The sequence below is a fragment of the Pseudomonas sp. R4-15 genome, from assembly GCF_055768815.1.
This window is the reverse complement of the sequence record NZ_CM147293.1, coordinates 2,414,577-2,433,129: the sequence shown is the minus strand read 5'-3', so window position 1 is coordinate 2,433,129 and position 18,553 is coordinate 2,414,577. Positions and strand designations below refer to the sequence as shown.

Sequence of the window (18,553 nt, the reverse complement as noted above, 5' to 3'; positions counted from 1 at the left end):
CCCATGCGCTTGCGTGCCGTGCTCTTCGACATGGATGGAACCCTGCTCGATACCGCGCCGGATTTCGTCGCGGTGATACAGGCCATGCGCGCAGCCCGCCACTTGCCACCCGTGGCCGAGCAGGCCGTGCGCGACGTGGTGTCCGGCGGCGCCCGGGCGATGATCGTGCAGACCTTCGAGGTGGATCCCCTGTCGCCGGAGTTCGAAGCCTTGCGCCTGGAGTTCCTCGATCGCTACCAGGACCACTGCGCGGTCTACAGCCACGCGTACGACGGCATCAGCGAATTGCTCGAGGAGATCGAGCGGGCACGTCTTCTCTGGGGCGTGGTGACCAACAAGCCGCTGCGCTTCGCCGAGCCGATCATGCAGGGCCTGGGACTGGCGCAACGCTCGGCGCTGCTGATCTGCCCCGATCATGTCAGCCGCAGCAAACCCGACCCGGAGCCGATGCTGCTGGCCTGCCAGCAACTCGACCTGGATCCGTCGAGCGTGCTGTTCGTCGGTGATGACCTGCGTGACATCGAATCCGGACGCGCCGCCGGCAGCAAGACCGCGGCCGTCACCTATGGCTACATCCACCCCGACGACAACCCCCGCCACTGGGGCGCGGACGTCGTGGTCGATCACCCACTGGAACTTCGCGCCGTACTCGAGCGCGCACTCTGCGGTTGCTGAACGGCCCCGCGCAAATCAAAAGAAAAAGCGCCGGCGTGCCCCGACCCACCCATCGCCCCCACCTGCCCCGCAGGTCGCGTCAAGGAGCCCCATGTTCGACTACAACGCTCGCCCGGACCTGCTCGCCGGCCGCACCATCCTCGTCACCGGCGCCGGCCGGGGCATCGGCGCCGCAGCCGCGAAATGCTTCGCCGCACATGGCGCTACCGTCCTGCTGCTGGGACGCAACGAGGAAAACCTGAATCGGGTCTATGACGAAATCGAGGCCGCCGGCCACCCTCAGGCCGCGGTGATCCCACTCAATCTGGAAATCGCCCTGCCCCACCAGTACGACGAACTGGCAGCCACGCTGGAAAAGGAGTTCGGCCATATCGACGGCATTCTCCACAACGCCTCCATCCTCGGTCCGCGCACGCCGCTGGAACAGCTCTCGGGCGACAACTTCATGCGCGTCATGCAGGTCAACGTGAACGCCCTGTTCATGCTCACCAGCACCCTGCTGCCGCTGCTGAAACTCTCCCCTGACGCATCCGTGGTCTTCACCTCGTCCAGCGTCGGTCGCAAGGGGCGTGCCTACTGGGGCGCCTATGCCGTCTCCAAATTCGCCACCGAAGGCCTCATGCAGGTGCTCGCCGACGAATGCGATGGCGTCGCCCAGGTACGCGCCAATAGCGTCAACCCCGGCGCTACGCGCACGGAAATGCGCGCCCACGCCTATCCGGCAGAAAACCCGATGAACAACCCATCGCCCGAAGAAATCATGCCCGTCTACTTGTACCTGCTCGGCCCGGACAGCCAGGGCGTCAATGGACAGGCTTTCGACGCCCAGTGAAGCCTCAAGGCCGTCGGTAAAGGTGTCAGATTTTCGTCTCACCCCCGACGACCGGCATCAAATTGCCATGCCAAACGCCGGCAATTTGCCGCCATCCGTCAAAGAAGAAGATTAAATTCTTCTAAATCAATGAGTTGGCTAACTGGCACGGAACTGGCTTACGACCCTGCATTACCCACATCAGCGTGGGCATCAAAGGTCAGTCGCCATGGTTCAACACAGCTCGCCCAAGAACACCATCGACTTCGACGCGGCGCGCCTGCGCCGCAACGGAGCCAATGTCTCTTCGACCCAGCCCCTGCAGCCGGCGACGCTGCCAGAGCTGCATCAGCAGCTCAACCTGAAGCTTCAGACCACACTGGAGACGGAGCGGCTGCTCAGCCTGTTCTTCGCCGAAATCCAGCGCTTGATTCCCTTGGATGGCATGGAATACCGCCACCCCGCCAGCGGCCTGTACAGTGAGCTGGGCGAACGCGCGCAGCACTCGGTCAGCTATTCATTGAGCCACGAGGGTGAGGCCTTGGGCGACATCGCCTTCCGCCGCAGCACGCGCCTGGAGGATGGTGAGCTGGCGCAACTGGAGTCCCTGCTGGGCGCCCTCTTCTACCCCCTGCGCAACACCCTGCTTTATCGCCAGGCCGTGCAGAACAGCCTGCGCGACAGTTTGACGGGGGCCTCGAACAGGGCAGCCATGGAGCAAGTGCTGCCGCGCGAGGTCGCTATCGCCCATCGCCATGACCAACCGCTGACGCTGTTGATGATCGACCTGGACCACTTCAAGCACCTCAACGATGACTACGGACATTCAGTGGGCGACAGCGCCATAGTAGCGGTGGTGCTGAGCCTCACCAACCAACTGCGCAAGGTCGACATGGTCTTCCGCTTCGGCGGCGAGGAATTCCTGATCCTGCTCTCGAATACCGCCAGCGAGGCAGCCGGCGTGGTGGGCGAACGTCTGCGCCAGGCCGTGGAGCAGCTCAATCTGCAGTCGGCAGGACAGCGTCTGCCGCTTACTGTCAGTATCGGCGGGGCCAGCCTCCAACCCGACGACACCCCGGCGAGCCTGCTGCGTCGCGCCGATGACGGCCTTTACCAGGCCAAGCGCGAAGGCCGCAATCGGCTGGTCATGAAGAACTAGCAATCGCCTGTCGTTTCGCCCGGCTACGCGCGAAACGACAGGCCACCTCACTCAGCGCCGACCGAACCCCGGGCGCTGTCCTTCACTCGCCGGACGCGGGCGACGCTTGGCCGGAGCGCCCTGAGGCTGGCGAGCCGGACGCTCTTCACCCGCCTGCGGTTTGCCGCCACGCGGCGCACGCTTCTCGCGAGTGATATCCTGCGGGCGCTCGGCCACCTCGGTGGTGCTCTTGCGCGGGCGGGACTCATCACGGGATTTGCCAGTCGCCCTGGGTTTATCGCCGTTGCGCCGCGCACGTCCGGGACGCTCGCTGGGCGCCAACGGCTTGGCCGACTTCTTCTGCAGACGCTCGATCTTCTCGCGCACCTTGCCCTTGAGCTCCGGCAACGCAACCGGCTCAAGGCCGACCTCGCCCGCCAGGATATCCACCTCGCCCTGAACCATCTCGCGCCAGCGACCCATGCTCAGATCCGAGGTGAGGAATACCGGCCCGAAACGTACGCGCTTGAGGCGGCTGACCACCAGCCCCTGGGACTCCCAGAGCCGGCGCACCTCTCGGTTGCGCCCTTCCATCACCACGCAGTGATACCAGTGGTTGAAACCTTCGCCACCGGGTGCTTCCTGAATATCGGTGAACTTCGCCGGGCCGTCCTCGAGCATCACGCCATCGAGGAGGCTCTGCAGCATTTCCTCGGTCACTTCGCCACGCACGCGCACGGCGTACTCGCGGTCCATCTCGTAAGAGGGATGCATCAAGCGATTAGCCAATTCACCGTCGGTGGTGAACAGCAGCAAGCCGGTGGTATTGATGTCCAGGCGACCGATATTGATCCAGCGCCCCGACTGCAAGCGCGGCAGGCGATCGAATACCGTCGGCCGGCCCTCCGGATCGCTACGCGTGCAGACCTCACCATCGGGCTTGTTGTAGATCAACACGCGGCGCACGACTTCGGCGGCACTGTCACGCTTGAGCAGGCGCCCATCGAGCGCGATGGCGTCACGGGGTTCGACACGCTGACCGAGGCTCGCCACCTCGCCATTGACTTTGACGCGGCCTTCGCCGATCCAGACTTCCAGATCACGTCGCGAGCCAAGCCCCATGCGAGCCAGGACTTTCTGCAGTTTCTCGCCACGTACTTTTTCGTCTTCGTTGTGTTCACTCATCTGGGCACCTCCCGGTGGGTCATGGTTCAACGAGGGCGCGCATCATACGCGCAAGCAGGGCGCGGCGATAGCCGAAGTCGTTTGCGATGCATGACCGAGCGGTCACGAGCAGTGGCGCGCGCTGATGCGATTGCAGCTTAGTCACAAGCCACGGCAGCAGCCAATTTTTGCTGGCACAAAGCCTTTACATAAAAAAAAATTCGTCGCATATTTGGCGTCAAGTAATTGTATGCCATTTGAAAGATGGAACTCTTGGACGTTTCGAAGGTCTGACGGGCTGGTGCAACCGGTTGCCAGCTTTTCTTCTACACGAACTCATTGGTCACAATATGCAACCCATGAAACAGGTTTCCTACTCCAGCCGCACAGCCGATAAATTTGTTGTTCGTCTGCCCGACGGCATGCGCGACAGGATTGCCGACGTTGCGCGCAATCATCATCGCAGCATGAACTCGGAAATCATCGCGCGCCTGGAGCAAAGCCTGATCCAGGAAGGCTCTCTCGACGACGATCTCGACATGCGCCTGGACAGCCCCGAGCTGAGCCTGCACGAGCGTGAGCTTCTGCAGCGATTCCGCCAGCTCTCGCGTCGCCAGCAAAACGCACTGGTCTCGCTCATTGCACATGATGCAGAGCTGGCCGAGGCGGAAGAAGCCTGATCACGCCCCTGACGTATCGGGTATGAAAAAGCCGCCTTAGGGTGGCTTTTCATTCAGGGCTCTACCCCACGAAGCTGAGCAATACCCCGGCCGCCACGGCCGAACCGATTACCCCGGCAACGTTCGGGCCCATTGCATGCATCAGCAGGAAGTTCTGCGCATTGGCCTCCAGCCCCACCTTGTTGGAGACGCGTGCCGCCATCGGCACCGCGGAGACGCCCGCGGAACCGATCAGGGGATTGATCTTCACGCGACTGAAGCGATTCATCAGCCTCGCCATCAACACGCCAGCCGCTGTGCCGGCGCAGAACGCCAGCATGCCCAGCACCAGAATGCCCAGGGTTTTGAGCTGCAGGAAGGACTCCGCGGACAACTTGGCGCCCACCGTCAGGCCCAGGGCCAGGGTGATGATATTGATCAGCGCGTTTCGCGCGGTATCCGCCAGGCGCTCGACCACACCGCTTTCACGCAACAGGTTGCCGAAGGCGAACATCCCGACCAGGGGCGCCGCATCCGGCAGCAACAGGCCAACCAGCAGGCATAGCACCAGGGGAAAGACGATCTTTTCCGCCTGGGATACCGGCCGCAACTGCTGCATCACGATCGCGCGCTCTTCGGGGGTAGTCAGGGCGCGCATGATGGGTGGCTGGATCAGCGGCACCAGCGCCATGTAGGAATAGGCGGCCACTGCAATGGGCCCCAGCAGATCGGGCGCCAGACGCGAGGTCACGAAAATCGAAGTGGGTCCATCCGCACCGCCGATGATGGCGATCGAGGCGGCCTCGCGCAGTGTGAACTCCAATCCCGGAATACCCGCGGCGGAAAGCGCCAGTGCTCCGAGCAAGGTGCCGAAGATGCCGAACTGCGCCGCCGCCCCGAGCAACAGGGTCTTGGGGTTGGCGAGCATGGGGCCGAAGTCGGTCATCGCCCCGACGCCCATGAAGATCAGCAACGGGAACACGCTGGTCGGCAGCCCCACCTCATAGAACAGGTGCAGCACACCTGCGCCTTCGGCCATGCCTGCCATTGGCAGGTTGGCGAGCAACCCGCCGAAGCCGATAGGTACCAGCAGCAACGGCTCGAAGCCCTTGCGTATCGCCAGGTAGATCAGCCCCAGGCAGACCAGAATCATGACCGCCTGCCCCCACTCCAGGTGATAGAGCCCGGCGCCTTGCCAGAGCTTGAGTAGCCTGTCCATGCGATCTCCTCAGCCAATGCTCAGCAAGGTGGCACCGAGCGATACCGCATCCCCGACCTTGACGTCGACGGCAGTCACCCGGCCTGCCCGGAAGGCTCGAATCTCGGTCTCCATCTTCATCGCCTCGAGAATAATGACCACGTCCCCCTCGGCGACCGTGTCCCCGGGTTGCACCAGCACCTTGAAGATATTTCCGGCCAGGGGAGCTGCCTGGGCCTCGCCGCCCACCGGCTCGCTGGCAGCCTGCGCCATGGGCGCAGCGGGCGCCCCAACGGCTAGCGACTTCAATCCTTGGATATCACCGCCCTCATCGACCTGCACGACGAAACGCTGCCCCTGGACCTCCACGGTGTATATCGCCGGCTGCCCGGGCGCTGCGACCTCCTGCCCCGGCGGCGCCTCGAACGCGGAAGGATCGCCACGGCGCTCGAGAAAGCGCAGACCGATCTGCGGAAACAGGGCGTAGGTCAGTACGTCATCCACCGCCGCGTCAGCCAGGCGGATGCCCTTCTCCGAGGCAATCGCCTGCAACTCGTCGGTGAGACGCGCCATTTCTGGCTGCAGCAAATCGGCCGGCCGACAGGTCAGCGCCTGCGCCCCCGCCAGCACACGCGCCTGCAGTTGGGCATCGAAAGGCGCAGGAGCCGCGCCATATTCGCCCTTGAGCACACCGGCGGTTTCCTTGGTGATGCTCTTGTAGCGCTCTCCGGTGAGCACGTTGATCACCGACTGGGTTCCGACAATCTGCGACGTGGGCGTTACCAGCGGGATGAACCCGAGATCCTCGCGAACCCGCGGAATCTCCGCGAGAACCTCGTCGAAACGCTCCAGCGCGCCCTGCTCCTTGAGCTGACTCTGCATGTTGGTGAGCATGCCGCCAGGAACCTGGGCAACCAGGATTCGCGAATCCACCCCACGCAAACTGCCTTCGAAGCGGGCGTACTTGGCGCGCACCTCGCGGAAGTACGCGGCGATCTCCTCGAGCAGCGACAGGTCGAGCCCGGTGTCGTAATCCGTACCCTGAAAAATCGCCACCACCGACTCGGTCGGCGAGTGCCCGTAGGTCATCGACATGGAAGAAATCGCCGTGTCCACGTTGTCGATGCCCGCCTCTACCGCCTTGAGAATCGACGCAGTCGACAGGCCAGCAGTGGCATGACACTGCATGTGAATCGGGATCGCCAGGCTCGCCTTGAGCCGACTGACCAGCTCGTAGGCCATGTAGGGCGTGAGAATACCGGCCATGTCCTTGATCGCCAGCGAGTCCGCACCCATGTCTTCGATCTGCCGACCAAGGTCCAGCCAGGTCTGCAGGTTATGCACCGGACTGGTGGTATAGGAAAGCGTCCCTTGGGCGTGACGCCCCACCTGACGTACCGCGGACAGCGCGCGCTGCAGGTTACGCGGGTCGTTCATCGCATCGAACACACGGAACACGTCCACGCCATTGGCCGCCGCACGTTCGACGAAGCAATCGACCACATCATCCGCATAGTGCCGATAACCCAGCAGGTTCTGGCCACGCAGCAACATCTGCTGACGGGTATTGGGCATGGCCTTCTTCAGCTCGCGAATACGCTCCCACGGGTCCTCCCCGAGGTAACGGATACAGGCATCGAAGGTCGCACCACCCCAGGACTCCAGGGACCAGAATCCGACGCGATCGAGCTTGGCCGCGATCGGCAGCATGTCGTCCAGGCGCAGACGGGTGGCGAGAATGGATTGGTGGGCGTCACGAAGCACCACGTCGGTGATGCCGAGCGGTCGTCTGGCGGTCATCTACAGATCCTTCTGGTCAACCGCGCCGCGCGCGATGCTGATGAATGGCCGCCTGGATGGCGGCAAGCAGGATGGGATCGACGTCATCACGCGCAGCAGGCACGCGCGCGGCAGGCACAGGGGCGGGAGCGGGAAAACGCGCGAGCACGCGCGACATCACTCCAACGACCATGACCAGCAGGATAAGGAAGCCGAACACGCTACCCATGCCATAGAGCATGAGTTCGAGGCCTTCGAGCAGGTACTCCGATGAATTCATCCGTCCTCCTGAATAAGCGCCCGGCACACCCTCGCCGAACCGATCTTAGGGCCTGTTCCCGTTTCATTCACCGCCGCGCCCTGCGCCTATCCACAGGTCATCTCTGGCGACAACGCGGCGCGGCCATCTGCGGCTCGCGAATGAAACCGGGGCAGACCCATGGAAACTAGCCCGCATCGCCATGACTGGCAATGGCGGGAGCGGCCGCACGGGGCGGCCGCTTGACTTACATCAGGAACAGCGAGGCGAGCCCGAGGAAGATGAAGAAGCCGCCGCTGTCGGTCATCGCGGTGATCATCACGCTGGCGCCCATAGCCGGATCACGACCGAGCCGGACCAACGTCATGGGAATCAGCACCCCCATCAGCGCGGCCAGCAGCAGGTTAAGCGTCATCGCGGCAGTCATCACCACACCCAGCGCCCAGTTACCGTAGAGATACCAGGCCACGCAGCCGATCACGCCCCCCCAGAGCACCCCGTTGATCAGCGCCACACCGAGTTCCTTGCGCAGCAGACGCGAGGTATTGCCGGTACTGACCTGATCGAGCGCCATGGCGCGAACGATCATGGTGATGGTCTGGTTACCCGAGTTGCCACCGATTCCCGCAACGATCGGCATCAAAGCGGCCAACGCCACCAGCGTCTCGATGGCACCCTCGAACAGGCCGATCACCCGCGAGGCGATGAACGCCGTGATCAGGTTGATCGCCAGCCAGGCCCAGCGGTTGCCCACCGACTTCCAGACCGAGGCGAAGATGTCTTCCTCCTCGCGCAGACCCGCCATGTTGAGGACTTCGCTTTCGCTCTCCTCACGAATCAGGTCGACGATCTCGTCGATGGTCAGGCGGCCGATCAACTTGCCGTGCTTGTCGACCACCGGGGTCGAGATGAGGTCGTAACGCTCGAACGCCTGGGCTGCCTCGTAGGCATCCTCATCGGGATGGAAGGCCACCGGATCGACCGCCATCAATTCGGCAACCTGCTTGTCCGGATCGTTGACCAGCAGCCGCTTGACCGGTAACACGCCCTTGAGCACGCCGTCGTAATCGACGACGAAGAGCTTGTCGGTATGCCCGGGCAGCTCCTTCAGCCGCCGCAAATAGCGCAGGACGACTTCGAGGGTCACATCCTCGCGGATGGTCACCATCTCGAAGTCCATCAGCGCACCGACCTGATCCTCTTCATAGGACAGGGCCGAGCGCACCCGCTCGCGCTGCTGCGCATCCAGGCTTTCCATCAACTCGTGGACGACATCGCGCGGCAGCTCCGGCGCGAGGTCCGCGAGCTCATCGGCATCCATGTCCTTGGCGGCGGCGAGGATCTCGTGATCGTCCATGTCGGCGATCAGGGATTCTCGAACGGCGTCGGAAACCTCAAGGAGGATGTCGCCGTCACGCTCCGAGCGCACCAGTTGCCAGACCGTCAGGCGGTCTTCCAGCGGCAACGCCTCGAGGATGTGGGCTACGTCCGCGGGGTGGAGGTCGTCGAGCTTGCGCTGCAGCTCGACGAGGTTTTGTCGATGCACCAGTTGCTCGACACGGTCATGGTGCTGGCCCTCCTGGCGGTGGGTCAGTTCCTCGACGAGGCGATGACGATGCAGCAGTTCGACCACCTGGGCGAGGCGATCCTGCAGGCTTTCTTGCGGTTTCCGGGCTTCTGCTTCGGTCATGGCGCGCTCCATCCCCACGGCGCGCGCCGGAGGGTCAATCAGTCGTTACGCGATCGGTCAATCGTGCTACGAAGCGACTACTGGGTAAGTCCATAGGTGTGGCCCTGCAGGCCTGAATGGGGTAGACCGAGAAATGATACCACCCCGGCGCAGGCTTTCCAGAGACAAAACCGCGAATAACAAGGAGTTGCGGCGCACTGTTGGAAAAAAGTCGAGGTGAAGGGTGCGATCTTGCGCACAACTGGAGGCACTGGCAGCCACGCGCATCGCCCATCGACCTAGACTGGCCGCTGCGCGAGACAAGGAGTGTCCAATGCCCATCAGCCCCTACCCCTTCGCCATCCTGATCTTCGCGATGACGGCCACCAGCGAAGCCGCCAATGTCAGCCGTTGTATCGACGCCAATGGCCGCGTCGGGTTCAGCTTCAATGGCTGCGCGGGCAGCACTGCCACGCAAGTGGAGGTTTACAACCCGCCGCCCGGTGGCGATCAGGTCGTTCCGATGGCCACCCCCCAGGAAGCGCCGAAGCCCCAGCAGGGCCAACGTCGTGAGGCCGTAGTGGTCGGAGAGCGAGACGATGGCTGCGGCAACCTGCTCGATGCCCGAGAAAAACGCCAGGCAATCATTCGCGGCGAGGTGCGCAAAGGGATGAGTCGAAGCGATGTCGAAAGCGCCTTCGGACAACCGCAGCGCACCCGGGCCAGCAATGGCCAACTGCGCTACTACTACGAGCATCGCAAGGAACGCACGCGCCAGGTCACGTTCGACGAGCACGGCTGCGTCAAGTGAAAATGCGCACAAAAAAAAGGCCCGCATCGCTGCGGGCCTCTCGGTATGGCGCACTCAGGAGGATTCGAACCTCCGACCGCCCGGTTCGTAGCCGGGTACTCTATCCAGCTGAGCTATGAGTGCGTGTGGCGCTTGATAGACCAGATCACCGCTGGTCGAGCCTCATCGAAACACGTTCGACTCCACTCGTAAGATGGCGCACTCAGGAGGATTCGAACCTCCGACCGCCCGGTTCGTAGCCGGGTACTCTATCCAGCTGAGCTATGAGTGCGTGGGACGCGCATTATAGAGAACTTTCGCTGCTTTGCAAGCATTAAATCTTTTCGATTCAATCACTTAGCTCAGCCAAGGATCCCTTTGTAGCAAATGGCGGAGAGGGGGGGATTCGAACCCCCGACACCCTTTTGAGATGTACTCCCTTAGCAGGGGAGCGCCTTCGGCCACTCGGCCACCTCTCCGCAACGGGGCGCATGATACTCACATTCACCCCGTTTGCAAAGCCAAAATTTGAGAAAAATTAGTGGCTTGGCTCTTGATCTTTCTCTTTTTGGATGCGCTGGTAGATCTCTTCACGATGCACAGCGACTTCCTTGGGGGCATTGACCCCAATACGTACCTGATTGCCTTTCACACCCAGCACGGTAACGGTGACTTCGTCACCGACCATCAAGGTCTCTCCTACCCGGCGAGTAAGAATCAGCATTCCTTTTTCTCCTTCAGATTCGAAAATACTTCAACGCAATGACACGAATTCGCCCGGCTTCGTCCAGAAGCACTCATGCCCCAGTATTGACCAGTCAGCAGGCTTGTAAAGTTCCTGGCACACCGAGCCAATCGACAGAAGGCGCCGGTTAGAGCCGGCGCCGACGGACTCAGTCTTGCCGGGAGGGGGCGTCCAACTCGAAGGCGGTATGCAATGCGCGCACGGCCAGTTCCAGGTACTTCTCCTCGATGACCACGGAGACCTTGATTTCCGAGGTGGAGATCATCTGGATGTTGATGCTCTCCTTGGCCAGCGCTTCGAACATGCGGCTGGCAACGCCCGCATGGGAGCGCATGCCGACGCCGACGATGGACACCTTGGCGATGTTCACGTCGCCGCTGACCTCGCGCGCCCCGATGTTCTGCGCGGTGTTCTTGAGGATGTCGGTCGCCGTCACGTAGTCATTACGATTGACGGTGAAGGTGAAATCGGTGGTGTTATCGTTCGAGACGTTCTGCACGATCATGTCGACTTCGATGTTCGCCGCACTGATCGGGCCGAGGATCTTGAACGCGACACCGGGAGTGTCCGGCACACCGCGGATGGTCAGCTTGGCCTCGTCGCGGTTGAAGGCAATGCCGGAGATGATCGGCTGTTCCATGGATTCCTCTTCATCTAGGGTAATGAGGGTCCCCGGACCCTCCTTGAAGCTGTGCAGCACACGCAGCGGTACGTTGTACTTGCCGGCGAACTCCACCGAGCGGATTTGCAGCACCTTGGAACCGAGGCTGGCCATTTCCAGCATCTCTTCGAAGGTGATCTTCTCCATCCGCCGCGCCTGCGGGACGACCCGCGGGTCGGTGGTATAGACGCCATCGACATCAGTGTAGATCTGGCATTCGTCAGCCTTGAGCGCCGCGGCCAGGGCCACGCCCGTGGTATCCGAGCCGCCACGACCGAGCGTGGTGATGTTGCCGTTCTCGTCGACGCCCTGGAAGCCAGCGACGACCACGACCTTGCCAGCCTTGAGGTCACCACGGATGTTGGCGTCGTCGATCTGCAGGATGCGGGCCTTGGTGTGCGCGCTGTCGGTGAGAATGCGTACCTGGCTGCCGGTATAGGAAACCGCCGGCACGCCGCGCTTGATCAGCGCCATGGACAGCAGGGCGATGGTCACCTGTTCGCCCGTCGAGACCATCACGTCCAGCTCGCGCGCCACCGGCTGCTCGCTGATCTGCTTGGCCAGACCGATCAGGCGGTTGGTCTCACCACTCATGGCCGAGACGACGACCACGATCTGATCGCCGTTCTCACGGAATTTCTTGACCTTCTCGGCCACCTGCTCGATGCGCTCGACACTTCCTACCGAGGTTCCACCGAATTTCTGTACGATCAACGCCATCTGTCTTGCCGTCCGGGGCCCGCACGGGCCCTCCAGTCCTCTATCGCGGGGCACGGAGCCCCGCCCGAAATCAGAGCCCGCCTTCGACGAAGCCCGTGGCCAGCGCCAGCGCCTGCTCCAGCTTCGCCGGCTCGCTGCCGCCGCCCTGGGCCATGTCCGGGCGACCGCCTCCCTTGCCGCCGACCACGGCTGCGGCCTGCTTCATCAGCTCACCCGCCTTGAGCGTGGCCGTCAGATCGGCAGTCACGCCAGCGACCAGCACGACCTTCCCATCGAGCTCCCCCCCCAGCAGGATCACCGCGCTACCCAGCTTGTTCTTCAACTGGTCGACCAGTGCCAGCAGCGCCTTGCCGTCCAGCCCATCGAGACGCGAGGCCAGCACCTTGACGCCCTTGATCTCCACGGCCTGTCCGGCCAGATCGTCGCCGGCGCTGCTCGCGGCCTTGGCCTTGAGCTGCTCCAGCTCCTTCTCCAACTGACGGTTGCGCTCGAGCAGGGCCGAGAGCTTGTCCAGCAGGTTGTCGCGACTGCCTTTGACCAGGCCTGCCGCTTCCTTGAGCTTTTCCTCGGCGCCATTGAGCCAAGCCAGAGCGGCCTCGCCGGTGACCGCCTCGATACGCCGCACGCCGGAAGCGACACCGCCTTCGCTGATGATCTTGAACAGGCCGATGTCGCCGGTACGCGACACGTGGGTACCGCCACACAGCTCCACGGAGAAGTCGCCGCCCATGGTCAGCACACGCACGGTCTCCCCGTACTTCTCGCCGAACAGCGCCATCGCGCCTTTCGCCTTGGCGGTCTCGATATCGGTCTCTTCGGTGCCAACCGCGGTGTTGCGGCGAATTTCCAGGTTGACCATGTCCTCGATCGCCTTCAGCTCTTCGGACTTGATCGCCTCGAAATGGCTGAAGTCGAAGCGCAGGCGCTGGCTATCGACCAACGAGCCCTTCTGCGTCACGTGGTCGCCGAGCACACGGCGCAGCGCCGCGTGCAGTAGGTGGGTGGCGGAGTGGTTAAGCGCAGTCGCCTGGCGCACCGAGGCATCCACCACCGCCTCGACGGTTGCACCCAGCGCCAGCGAGCCACTGGCGACAACGCCGTGGTGCAGGAAGGCGCCACCGGCCTTGGTGGTGTCGCGCACATCGAAACGCAGCCCCTCGGCTTCCAGGTAACCGCCATCGCCGACCTGGCCGCCCGATTCTGCGTAGAACGGCGTCTGGTCGAGCACGACCACACCCTCCTCGCCCGCCTTGAGCGCGTCCACCGCCATGCCGTCGCGCAGCAGCGCAACGACCTTGGCCGCGGCCTGGGTCGCCTCGTAGCCGAGGAAGTGCGTCTGCCCTTCGACCTTGAGCATCGCGTTGTAGTCCACGCCGAAGGCGCTGGAGGCGCGCGCGCGCTGGCGCTGGGCTTCCATTTCGCGCTCGAAGCCTTCCTCGTCGAGGGTCAGCTCGCGCTCGCGGGCGATGTCGTTGGTCAGGTCGACCGGAAAACCATAGGTGTCATAAAGCTTGAACACCACTTCACCGGGAATCACGCTGCCCTGCAGCTCCGCCAGATCCTGCTCGAGGATCTTCAGCCCCTGCTCCAGGGTCTTGGCGAACTGCTCTTCCTCGGTACGCAGTACGCGCTCGATGTGCGCCTGCTGCTGCTTGAGCTCGGGGAAGGCATCGCCCATCTCCGCCACCAGCGCGGCGACGATGCGATGGAAGAAGGTGCCCTTGGCGCCCAGCTTGTTACCGTGGCGGCAGGCGCGGCGAACGATGCGGCGCAGCACGTAGCCACGACCTTCGTTCGACGGCAGCACGCCATCGGCGATCAGGAAGCTGCACGAGCGAATGTGGTCGGCCACGACTTTGAGCGAGGCCTGGCCTTCGTTGGCGCAACCGATGGTCTGTGCGGCAGCGTCGAGCAGGTTCTGGAACAGGTCGATCTCGTAGTTCGAGTTGACGTGCTGCAGTACCGCACTGATGCGCTCCAGGCCCATGCCGGTGTCCACGCTCGGAGCCGGCAGCGGGTGCATGACGCCGTCAGCCGTGCGGTTGAACTGCATGAAGACGTTGTTCCAGATCTCGATGTAGCGGTCACCGTCCTCTTCCGGCGAGCCGGGCGGGCCGCCCCAGATGTGCTCGCCATGGTCGAAGAAGATCTCGGTGCAGGGACCGCACGGACCGGTATCACCCATCGCCCAGAAGTTGTCGGACGCGTAGGGCGCACCCTTGTTGTCACCGATGCGGATCATGCGCTCGGTGGGAATGCCGACTTCCTTGGTCCAGAGGTCGTAGGCCTCGTCGTCACTGGCGTAGACGGTGACCCAGAGCTTTTCCTTGGGCAGGTTCAACCACTGTTCGGAGGTCAGGAATTCCCAGGCATAGGTGATAGCGTCGCGCTTGAAATAGTCGCCGAAGCTGAAGTTGCCGAGCATCTCGAAGAAGGTGTGGTGACGCGCGGTATAGCCGACGTTTTCCAGGTCGTTGTGCTTGCCGCCGGCGCGCACGCACTTCTGGCTGGTGGTGGCGCGGCTGTAGGCGCGCTTCTCCAGGCCCAGGAAGCAGTCCTTGAACTGATTCATCCCGGCATTGGTGAACAGCAGCGTCGGGTCGTTCGCCGGGATCAGCGAACTCGAGGCGACGCGGGTGTGCCCCTTCGATTCGAAGAAGCTCAGGAAGGCTTCACGGATTTCTGCGCTTTTCATTGAATTCGTCCAGAACGTGCTTGCGGCGAGCCCGGGGCGTAGCCCGGGCAAAGGGCCGCATTATATCGAGCCCGCAGGGGGCGCTGTATAGCTTTTATCCGTGATCGACCAGGCCAGGTTCAGCACTGAAGGCAGCAAAGGTCTCGATCACCCGCTCGATGCCACCGGCATCGACATCCAGGTGCGTCACCATGCGCAGTCGCGGGGCCGCGGAAAGGCGAACGCCGCGGGCTGCGGCGAAATCCCGCAGGTCAGCGGCGGCCGCGCCGATATCGACGTAGACCATGTTGGTCTGCACCGGCTCGACCCGATAGCCCAGCTCGGCAAGCCCCGCCCCGAGCCGGCGCGCGTTGGCATGATCCTCGGCCAGGCGCTCGACCTGGTGCCGCAGGGCATAACGCCCCGCGGCCGCGAGCACTCCGGCCTGGCGCATGCCGCCACCGAGCATCTTGCGCCAACGGCGGGCACGCGCGATCAGCGGGGTACTGCCGCACAGCACCGACCCCACTGGAGCCCCGAGCCCCTTGGACAGACACACCGAAACGGAGTCGAAATGCCGGCTGATCACCAACGGGTCGATGTCCAGCGCTACCGCGGCGTTGAACAGGCGTGCGCCATCCAGATGCAGGCCCAGGCCATGGCGATCGGCGAAGGCTCGCGCCTTAGCCAGGTACTCCAGGGGCAGGACCTTGCCCTGCATGGTATTTTCCAGCGCCAGCAGGCGCGTGCGCGCGAAGTGCGGATCATCGGGTTTGACGTAGGATTCCAAGCGCTCGATGGACAGGCTGCCGTCGGCCTCCATCTCCACCGGCTGGGGCTGGATGGAGCCGAGCACCGCGGCCCCGCCACCCTCGTACTTGTAGGTGTGCGCCTGCTGGCCGACCAGGTATTCGTCTCCGCGCTCGCAATGCGCCATCAATCCCAGCAGGTTGCTCATGGTGCCGCTGGGCACGAACAACCCGGCCTCCAACCCCAGTCGCTCGGCGAGTTCCGCCTCGAGACGCGCGACACTCGGGTCCTCGCCATAGACATCATCGCCAACGACGGCGGAAGCCATTGCCTGGCGCATGCCGGCCGTGGGTTGGGTAAGGGTATCGCTGCGCAGGTCGACGAGCATCTCAGGGCCTTTCCGAAACAGGGGGATCCGATGCTACTCCCTTTACCCTGGCGCCGGGCAAAAACGCCGGTTCAGTGCTCGCAGCCGCAGTCCGGGCCATGCTCGTGGTCGTGGTCGTCCTGCTCGATGCGTTCCATTTCCAACTGCAGGCTGACCAGGTTGGTCGCCTGCGGACGCAGCAGCAGGTTGGCGTACTCGGTGTCGCTCTCCTCCACGTCGACGCCGATCAGCAGTTGATCGCCAACCGCTTGGACCCAGACCTCGCGCCCTTGCCACATCACCGCGAAACGGGTGCAGGAGGTCTCAAGCTGGGTGCCGTCGGTGTCTTCCAGAATCAATTGCAAGGCCATGGGATACTCCGCAGATGTGCCGCGCCGAGCGCGGCGAGGATGGGCCGTCAGGGCGCCAGGCGCACCGCACGCACCTGGGCACCGGCGGTGAGCTTGAGGCGGCGTGCGGTTGCCAGGTCGACCACCAGGGTACCGGCGGCGACACGCGCCGGCGCCACGCTGATCAAGCATTGCTCACGACGGCGGTTGTGAATCAGATAGGACGACGCCTCGTCTCCCGGAGTCCCCACGGCGAGGACCAGCAGTTGGCTGTCACGCACGGCGCGCGCCTTGTCCGTGGGACACTCCAGCGCGGGGCCGGCATCGAAGATGTCGACATAGCCCTGGTGCGAGAAGCCTTCGCCCAGCAGCATGTGCTGCGCTGGCGCAGCGTCGGGATGGACGCGGCCGAGGGCCTCGCGGGCCGCTGCGGACAGAAAACAGGTATACAGCGGAAACTTGGGCATCAGCTCGGCGACGAAGGCCTTGTGACCGACCCCCGTGAGGTAGTCCGCCTGAAAGAATTCCATCTTGAAGAAGTGCCGGCCGAGCGATTCCCAGAACGGCGAATGCCCGTCCTCGGAAATGCCACGCAGCTCGGTGATCAGCTTGTCGCCGAACAATCCACGGTGCTCCGCAATGAATAGCAGGCGTGCCGCGGCGAGCATCCGCCCCAACCCGCGCCCCCGCACCTGCGGACGCAGGAACAGCGAGCAGAGCTCGGTATGTCCGGTGAGGTCGTTGACGAGGAACAGCGTCGGCGTTTCGCGATGGATTCCCAGCTCGCGAGAGGCGCTGACGGTCAGCCCGAGGCGGTAGTTGTACCAGGGCTCGCGCAGCCCGACCGCCGCGGCGATGGCACTGATGCCCAGGAGCTCGCCCTCATCGTCGACGAGTACGAACAGGTAGTCGGCGTCGGCAGGTTCCAGCTCGCCGCGAAAGCTCTGCTCGGCGCGCGCCACCCGCTCGGCCAGGCGCCGCTCGTCCGCCGGCAGAGTAGTCAGCCCGCTACCGGAGCACTGCGCCAGGTCGAGCAGCGCAGGCAGGTCGGCGGCGCTGACGGGGCGTACGATCATTGGAGTAATCCTTCGCGACTCATAGGGCAATCACACGCAGCTCGTCACCCTCGGCGACACCGAGCAGCGCAGCGGCATCGGCGTCCAGCATCACGCTGCCCTCATCAGGGACCGGCAGCGCCAGCAACAGGGCCCGGTAGTCGTCCAGCCGACCATTGGCGACCAGATGCGGCTCCCCTTCCCCCGGCGCGCCGCCCAGTCTCACCGTCAGGCGCCGACTGGCGGAGATGGTGCGAATGTTGTGGGTCTTGGCGTGCAGCGTGGGGCCGCCATCGAAGATATCGATGTAGCGATCGGTCTCGAAACCTTCACGCATCAGGATATCGAAGCTGGTCTGCGCGCGAGCGTGGACCTCACCCATGGCGTCCTGCGCCTCGTCGGGCAGCAGCGGCACGTAGATCGGATAATGCGGCATCAGCTCGGCAAGGAAAGTGCGGCTCTTCAGGCCGCAGATGCGCTCGGCCTCGGCGTAGTCCATGGCGAAGAAATTGCGCCCCACGGCCTCCCAGAAGGGCGACACACCCCGCTCATCGCAGAGCCCGACGATCTCCACCACCACCGCATCGGCAAAACGCTGTGGATGGTCGGCGATGAACAGCAGGCGCCCGCGGGAAATCAGCTCGGCAGCCTCGGCGGAAACGCCCTCGTCGATGTGGAAGCTGGTCAGCAGCGTCTCGCCGGTCAGGTCATGGCACAGCGAGAGCACGTGAATCTTGTTGTGGATCTTCAACTCACGTGCGGCGTGTACGAAGGTCTCGTTGCGAAAGCTGTAGAACGGCGCGGAATAACCGGCCGACGCGGTGATCCCCGAACACCCGAGCAAACGGCCACTGCCGACATCCTCGAGCACGAAGAAGTAGCTTTCCTCGCCCGCAAAGCCGACCTCCGCAGCCAATGAGGCCTCGGACGTCGCGATCTTCTCACGCAGGCGCTCATCATCGTCCGCCAGCGAGGTCACCCCGATCGGACTGGCAGCCGCCAGGCGCCTGACCTCGGGCAGATCCTCCGCGCGCGCGGGACGCATCAGCAACATCGTTTCACTCCTCCGTCCCCCGCCAGAGGCGGGGG

17 protein-coding genes and 3 tRNA genes are annotated in these 18,553 nt (G+C 63.6%); 5 read left to right on the top strand and 15 right to left on the bottom strand.

Features of this window, described 5'->3' with window-relative positions; genetic code table 11:
* Positions 1-3 precede the first annotated feature (3 nt).
* From mupP to ACYRGX_RS11550, 3 genes are all read left to right on the top strand, one after another.
* On the top strand, positions 4-675 hold the full coding sequence (gene mupP / locus ACYRGX_RS11560; protein WP_473056676.1) for an N-acetylmuramic acid 6-phosphate phosphatase MupP: 672 nt from the start codon (positions 4-6) through the stop codon (positions 673-675).
* A 91-nt stretch (positions 676-766) separates the two neighbouring features.
* The gene (locus ACYRGX_RS11555; protein WP_473052624.1) at positions 767-1,507 is read left to right on the top strand and encodes a YciK family oxidoreductase; all 741 of its coding nucleotides are present in this window, start codon (positions 767-769) and stop codon (positions 1,505-1,507) included.
* 208 nt (positions 1,508-1,715) lie between these two features.
* Positions 1,716-2,645, top strand: coding sequence for a GGDEF domain-containing protein (locus tag ACYRGX_RS11550; RefSeq protein WP_473052623.1), 930 nt, complete (start codon positions 1,716-1,718; stop codon positions 2,643-2,645).
* Between the two features lie 51 nt (positions 2,646-2,696).
* On the opposite strand, the gene rluB is transcribed toward ACYRGX_RS11550, so the two are convergent.
* Positions 2,697-3,809: a 23S rRNA pseudouridine(2605) synthase RluB gene (gene rluB, locus ACYRGX_RS11545; protein ID WP_473052622.1), complete on the bottom strand. Its 1,113-nt coding sequence runs from the start codon at positions 3,807-3,809 to the stop codon at positions 2,697-2,699.
* A 329-nt stretch (positions 3,810-4,138) separates the two neighbouring features.
* Between rluB and ACYRGX_RS11540 the strand changes: the two genes are divergently transcribed.
* The gene (locus ACYRGX_RS11540; protein WP_473056675.1) at positions 4,139-4,468 is read left to right on the top strand and encodes an Arc family DNA-binding protein; all 330 of its coding nucleotides are present in this window, start codon (positions 4,139-4,141) and stop codon (positions 4,466-4,468) included.
* Positions 4,469-4,529: 61 nt separating this feature from the next.
* Here ACYRGX_RS11540 and ACYRGX_RS11535 read toward each other — a convergent pair whose 3' ends face one another.
* The 4 genes from ACYRGX_RS11535 to mgtE form a co-directional block, all read right to left on the bottom strand.
* The gene (locus ACYRGX_RS11535; RefSeq protein WP_473052621.1) at positions 4,530-5,666 is read right to left on the bottom strand and encodes a sodium ion-translocating decarboxylase subunit beta; all 1,137 of its coding nucleotides are present in this window, start codon (positions 5,664-5,666) and stop codon (positions 4,530-4,532) included.
* A 9-nt stretch (positions 5,667-5,675) separates the two neighbouring features.
* A complete protein-coding gene (gene oadA, locus ACYRGX_RS11530) occupies positions 5,676-7,445 on the bottom strand; it encodes a sodium-extruding oxaloacetate decarboxylase subunit alpha (RefSeq protein ID WP_473052620.1) in 1,770 nt (589 codons plus the stop codon).
* A gap of 16 nt (positions 7,446-7,461) precedes the next feature.
* Positions 7,462-7,704, bottom strand: a complete 243-nt coding sequence (locus tag ACYRGX_RS11525; protein WP_473052619.1) for an OadG family protein — start codon at positions 7,702-7,704, stop codon at positions 7,462-7,464.
* Positions 7,705-7,930: 226 nt separating this feature from the next.
* The gene (mgtE, locus tag ACYRGX_RS11520) at positions 7,931-9,373 is read right to left on the bottom strand and encodes a magnesium transporter (protein WP_473052618.1); all 1,443 of its coding nucleotides are present in this window, start codon (positions 9,371-9,373) and stop codon (positions 7,931-7,933) included.
* A gap of 313 nt (positions 9,374-9,686) precedes the next feature.
* Here mgtE and ACYRGX_RS11515 point away from each other — a divergent pair, with 313 nt between their 5' ends.
* On the top strand, positions 9,687-10,163 hold the full coding sequence (locus tag ACYRGX_RS11515) for a hypothetical protein (RefSeq protein WP_473052617.1): 477 nt from the start codon (positions 9,687-9,689) through the stop codon (positions 10,161-10,163).
* 46 nt (positions 10,164-10,209) lie between these two features.
* Here ACYRGX_RS11515 and ACYRGX_RS11510 read toward each other — a convergent pair.
* From ACYRGX_RS11510 to aruF, 10 genes are all read right to left on the bottom strand, one after another.
* Positions 10,210-10,286 (bottom strand) — tRNA-Arg (locus ACYRGX_RS11510).
* Between the two features lie 71 nt (positions 10,287-10,357).
* Positions 10,358-10,434: transfer RNA gene (locus tag ACYRGX_RS11505), tRNA-Arg, on the bottom strand.
* Between the two features lie 96 nt (positions 10,435-10,530).
* Positions 10,531-10,621 (bottom strand) — tRNA-Ser (locus tag ACYRGX_RS11500).
* Between the two features lie 59 nt (positions 10,622-10,680).
* The gene (gene csrA / locus ACYRGX_RS11495) at positions 10,681-10,866 is read right to left on the bottom strand and encodes a carbon storage regulator CsrA (protein ID WP_084339110.1); all 186 of its coding nucleotides are present in this window, start codon (positions 10,864-10,866) and stop codon (positions 10,681-10,683) included.
* 169 nt (positions 10,867-11,035) lie between these two features.
* Positions 11,036-12,268 (bottom strand): aspartate kinase, encoded by a 1,233-nt coding sequence (locus tag ACYRGX_RS11490; RefSeq protein ID WP_473052616.1) that lies wholly within the window; start codon positions 12,266-12,268, stop codon positions 11,036-11,038.
* 70 nt (positions 12,269-12,338) lie between these two features.
* Positions 12,339-14,963, bottom strand: coding sequence for an alanine--tRNA ligase (alaS, locus tag ACYRGX_RS11485; RefSeq protein WP_473052615.1), 2,625 nt, complete (start codon positions 14,961-14,963; stop codon positions 12,339-12,341).
* 94 nt (positions 14,964-15,057) lie between these two features.
* A complete protein-coding gene (gene ltaE / locus ACYRGX_RS11480; RefSeq protein WP_473052614.1) occupies positions 15,058-16,080 on the bottom strand; it encodes a low-specificity L-threonine aldolase in 1,023 nt (340 codons plus the stop codon).
* 71 nt (positions 16,081-16,151) lie between these two features.
* On the bottom strand, positions 16,152-16,430 hold the full coding sequence (locus tag ACYRGX_RS11475; protein ID WP_473052613.1) for a topoisomerase II: 279 nt from the start codon (positions 16,428-16,430) through the stop codon (positions 16,152-16,154).
* 47 nt (positions 16,431-16,477) lie between these two features.
* On the bottom strand, positions 16,478-17,485 hold the full coding sequence (astA, locus tag ACYRGX_RS11470) for an arginine N-succinyltransferase (protein WP_473052612.1): 1,008 nt from the start codon (positions 17,483-17,485) through the stop codon (positions 16,478-16,480).
* Between the two features lie 19 nt (positions 17,486-17,504).
* Entirely contained in the window at positions 17,505-18,518 is a 1,014-nt protein-coding gene (gene aruF, locus ACYRGX_RS11465) for an arginine/ornithine succinyltransferase subunit alpha (protein ID WP_473052611.1), read from the bottom strand.
* Positions 18,519-18,553: the final 35 nt, after the last annotated feature.

What these genes read in the sequence shown, in the direction of transcription:
- ACYRGX_RS11555 (WP_473052624.1), top strand. Translation starts at nt 767, where the DNA reads ATGTTCGACTACAACGCTCGCCCGGACCTGCTCGCCGGCCGCACCATC.
- oadA (WP_473052620.1), bottom strand. Translation starts at nt 7,445, where the DNA reads ATGACCGCCAGACGACCGCTCGGCATCACCGACGTGGTGCTTCGTGAC.
- alaS (WP_473052615.1), bottom strand. Translation starts at nt 14,963, where the DNA reads ATGAAAAGCGCAGAAATCCGTGAAGCCTTCCTGAGCTTCTTCGAATCG.
- ACYRGX_RS11515 (WP_473052617.1), top strand. Translation starts at nt 9,687, where the DNA reads ATGCCCATCAGCCCCTACCCCTTCGCCATCCTGATCTTCGCGATGACG.
- ACYRGX_RS11525 (WP_473052619.1), bottom strand. Translation starts at nt 7,704, where the DNA reads ATGAATTCATCGGAGTACCTGCTCGAAGGCCTCGAACTCATGCTCTAT.
- ACYRGX_RS11535 (WP_473052621.1), bottom strand. Translation starts at nt 5,666, where the DNA reads ATGGACAGGCTACTCAAGCTCTGGCAAGGCGCCGGGCTCTATCACCTG.
- csrA (WP_084339110.1), bottom strand. Translation starts at nt 10,866, where the DNA reads ATGCTGATTCTTACTCGCCGGGTAGGAGAGACCTTGATGGTCGGTGAC.
- ltaE (WP_473052614.1), bottom strand. Translation starts at nt 16,080, where the DNA reads ATGCTCGTCGACCTGCGCAGCGATACCCTTACCCAACCCACGGCCGGC.
- astA (WP_473052612.1), bottom strand. Translation starts at nt 17,485, where the DNA reads ATGATCGTACGCCCCGTCAGCGCCGCCGACCTGCCTGCGCTGCTCGAC.
- aruF (WP_473052611.1), bottom strand. Translation starts at nt 18,518, where the DNA reads ATGTTGCTGATGCGTCCCGCGCGCGCGGAGGATCTGCCCGAGGTCAGG.
- ACYRGX_RS11490 (WP_473052616.1), bottom strand. Translation starts at nt 12,268, where the DNA reads ATGGCGTTGATCGTACAGAAATTCGGTGGAACCTCGGTAGGAAGTGTC.
- mgtE (WP_473052618.1), bottom strand. Translation starts at nt 9,373, where the DNA reads ATGACCGAAGCAGAAGCCCGGAAACCGCAAGAAAGCCTGCAGGATCGC.
- mupP (WP_473056676.1), top strand. Translation starts at nt 4, where the DNA reads ATGCGCTTGCGTGCCGTGCTCTTCGACATGGATGGAACCCTGCTCGAT.
- rluB (WP_473052622.1), bottom strand. Translation starts at nt 3,809, where the DNA reads ATGAGTGAACACAACGAAGACGAAAAAGTACGTGGCGAGAAACTGCAG.
- ACYRGX_RS11550 (WP_473052623.1), top strand. Translation starts at nt 1,716, where the DNA reads ATGGTTCAACACAGCTCGCCCAAGAACACCATCGACTTCGACGCGGCG.
- ACYRGX_RS11475 (WP_473052613.1), bottom strand. Translation starts at nt 16,430, where the DNA reads ATGGCCTTGCAATTGATTCTGGAAGACACCGACGGCACCCAGCTTGAG.
- ACYRGX_RS11540 (WP_473056675.1), top strand. Translation starts at nt 4,139, where the DNA reads ATGCAACCCATGAAACAGGTTTCCTACTCCAGCCGCACAGCCGATAAA.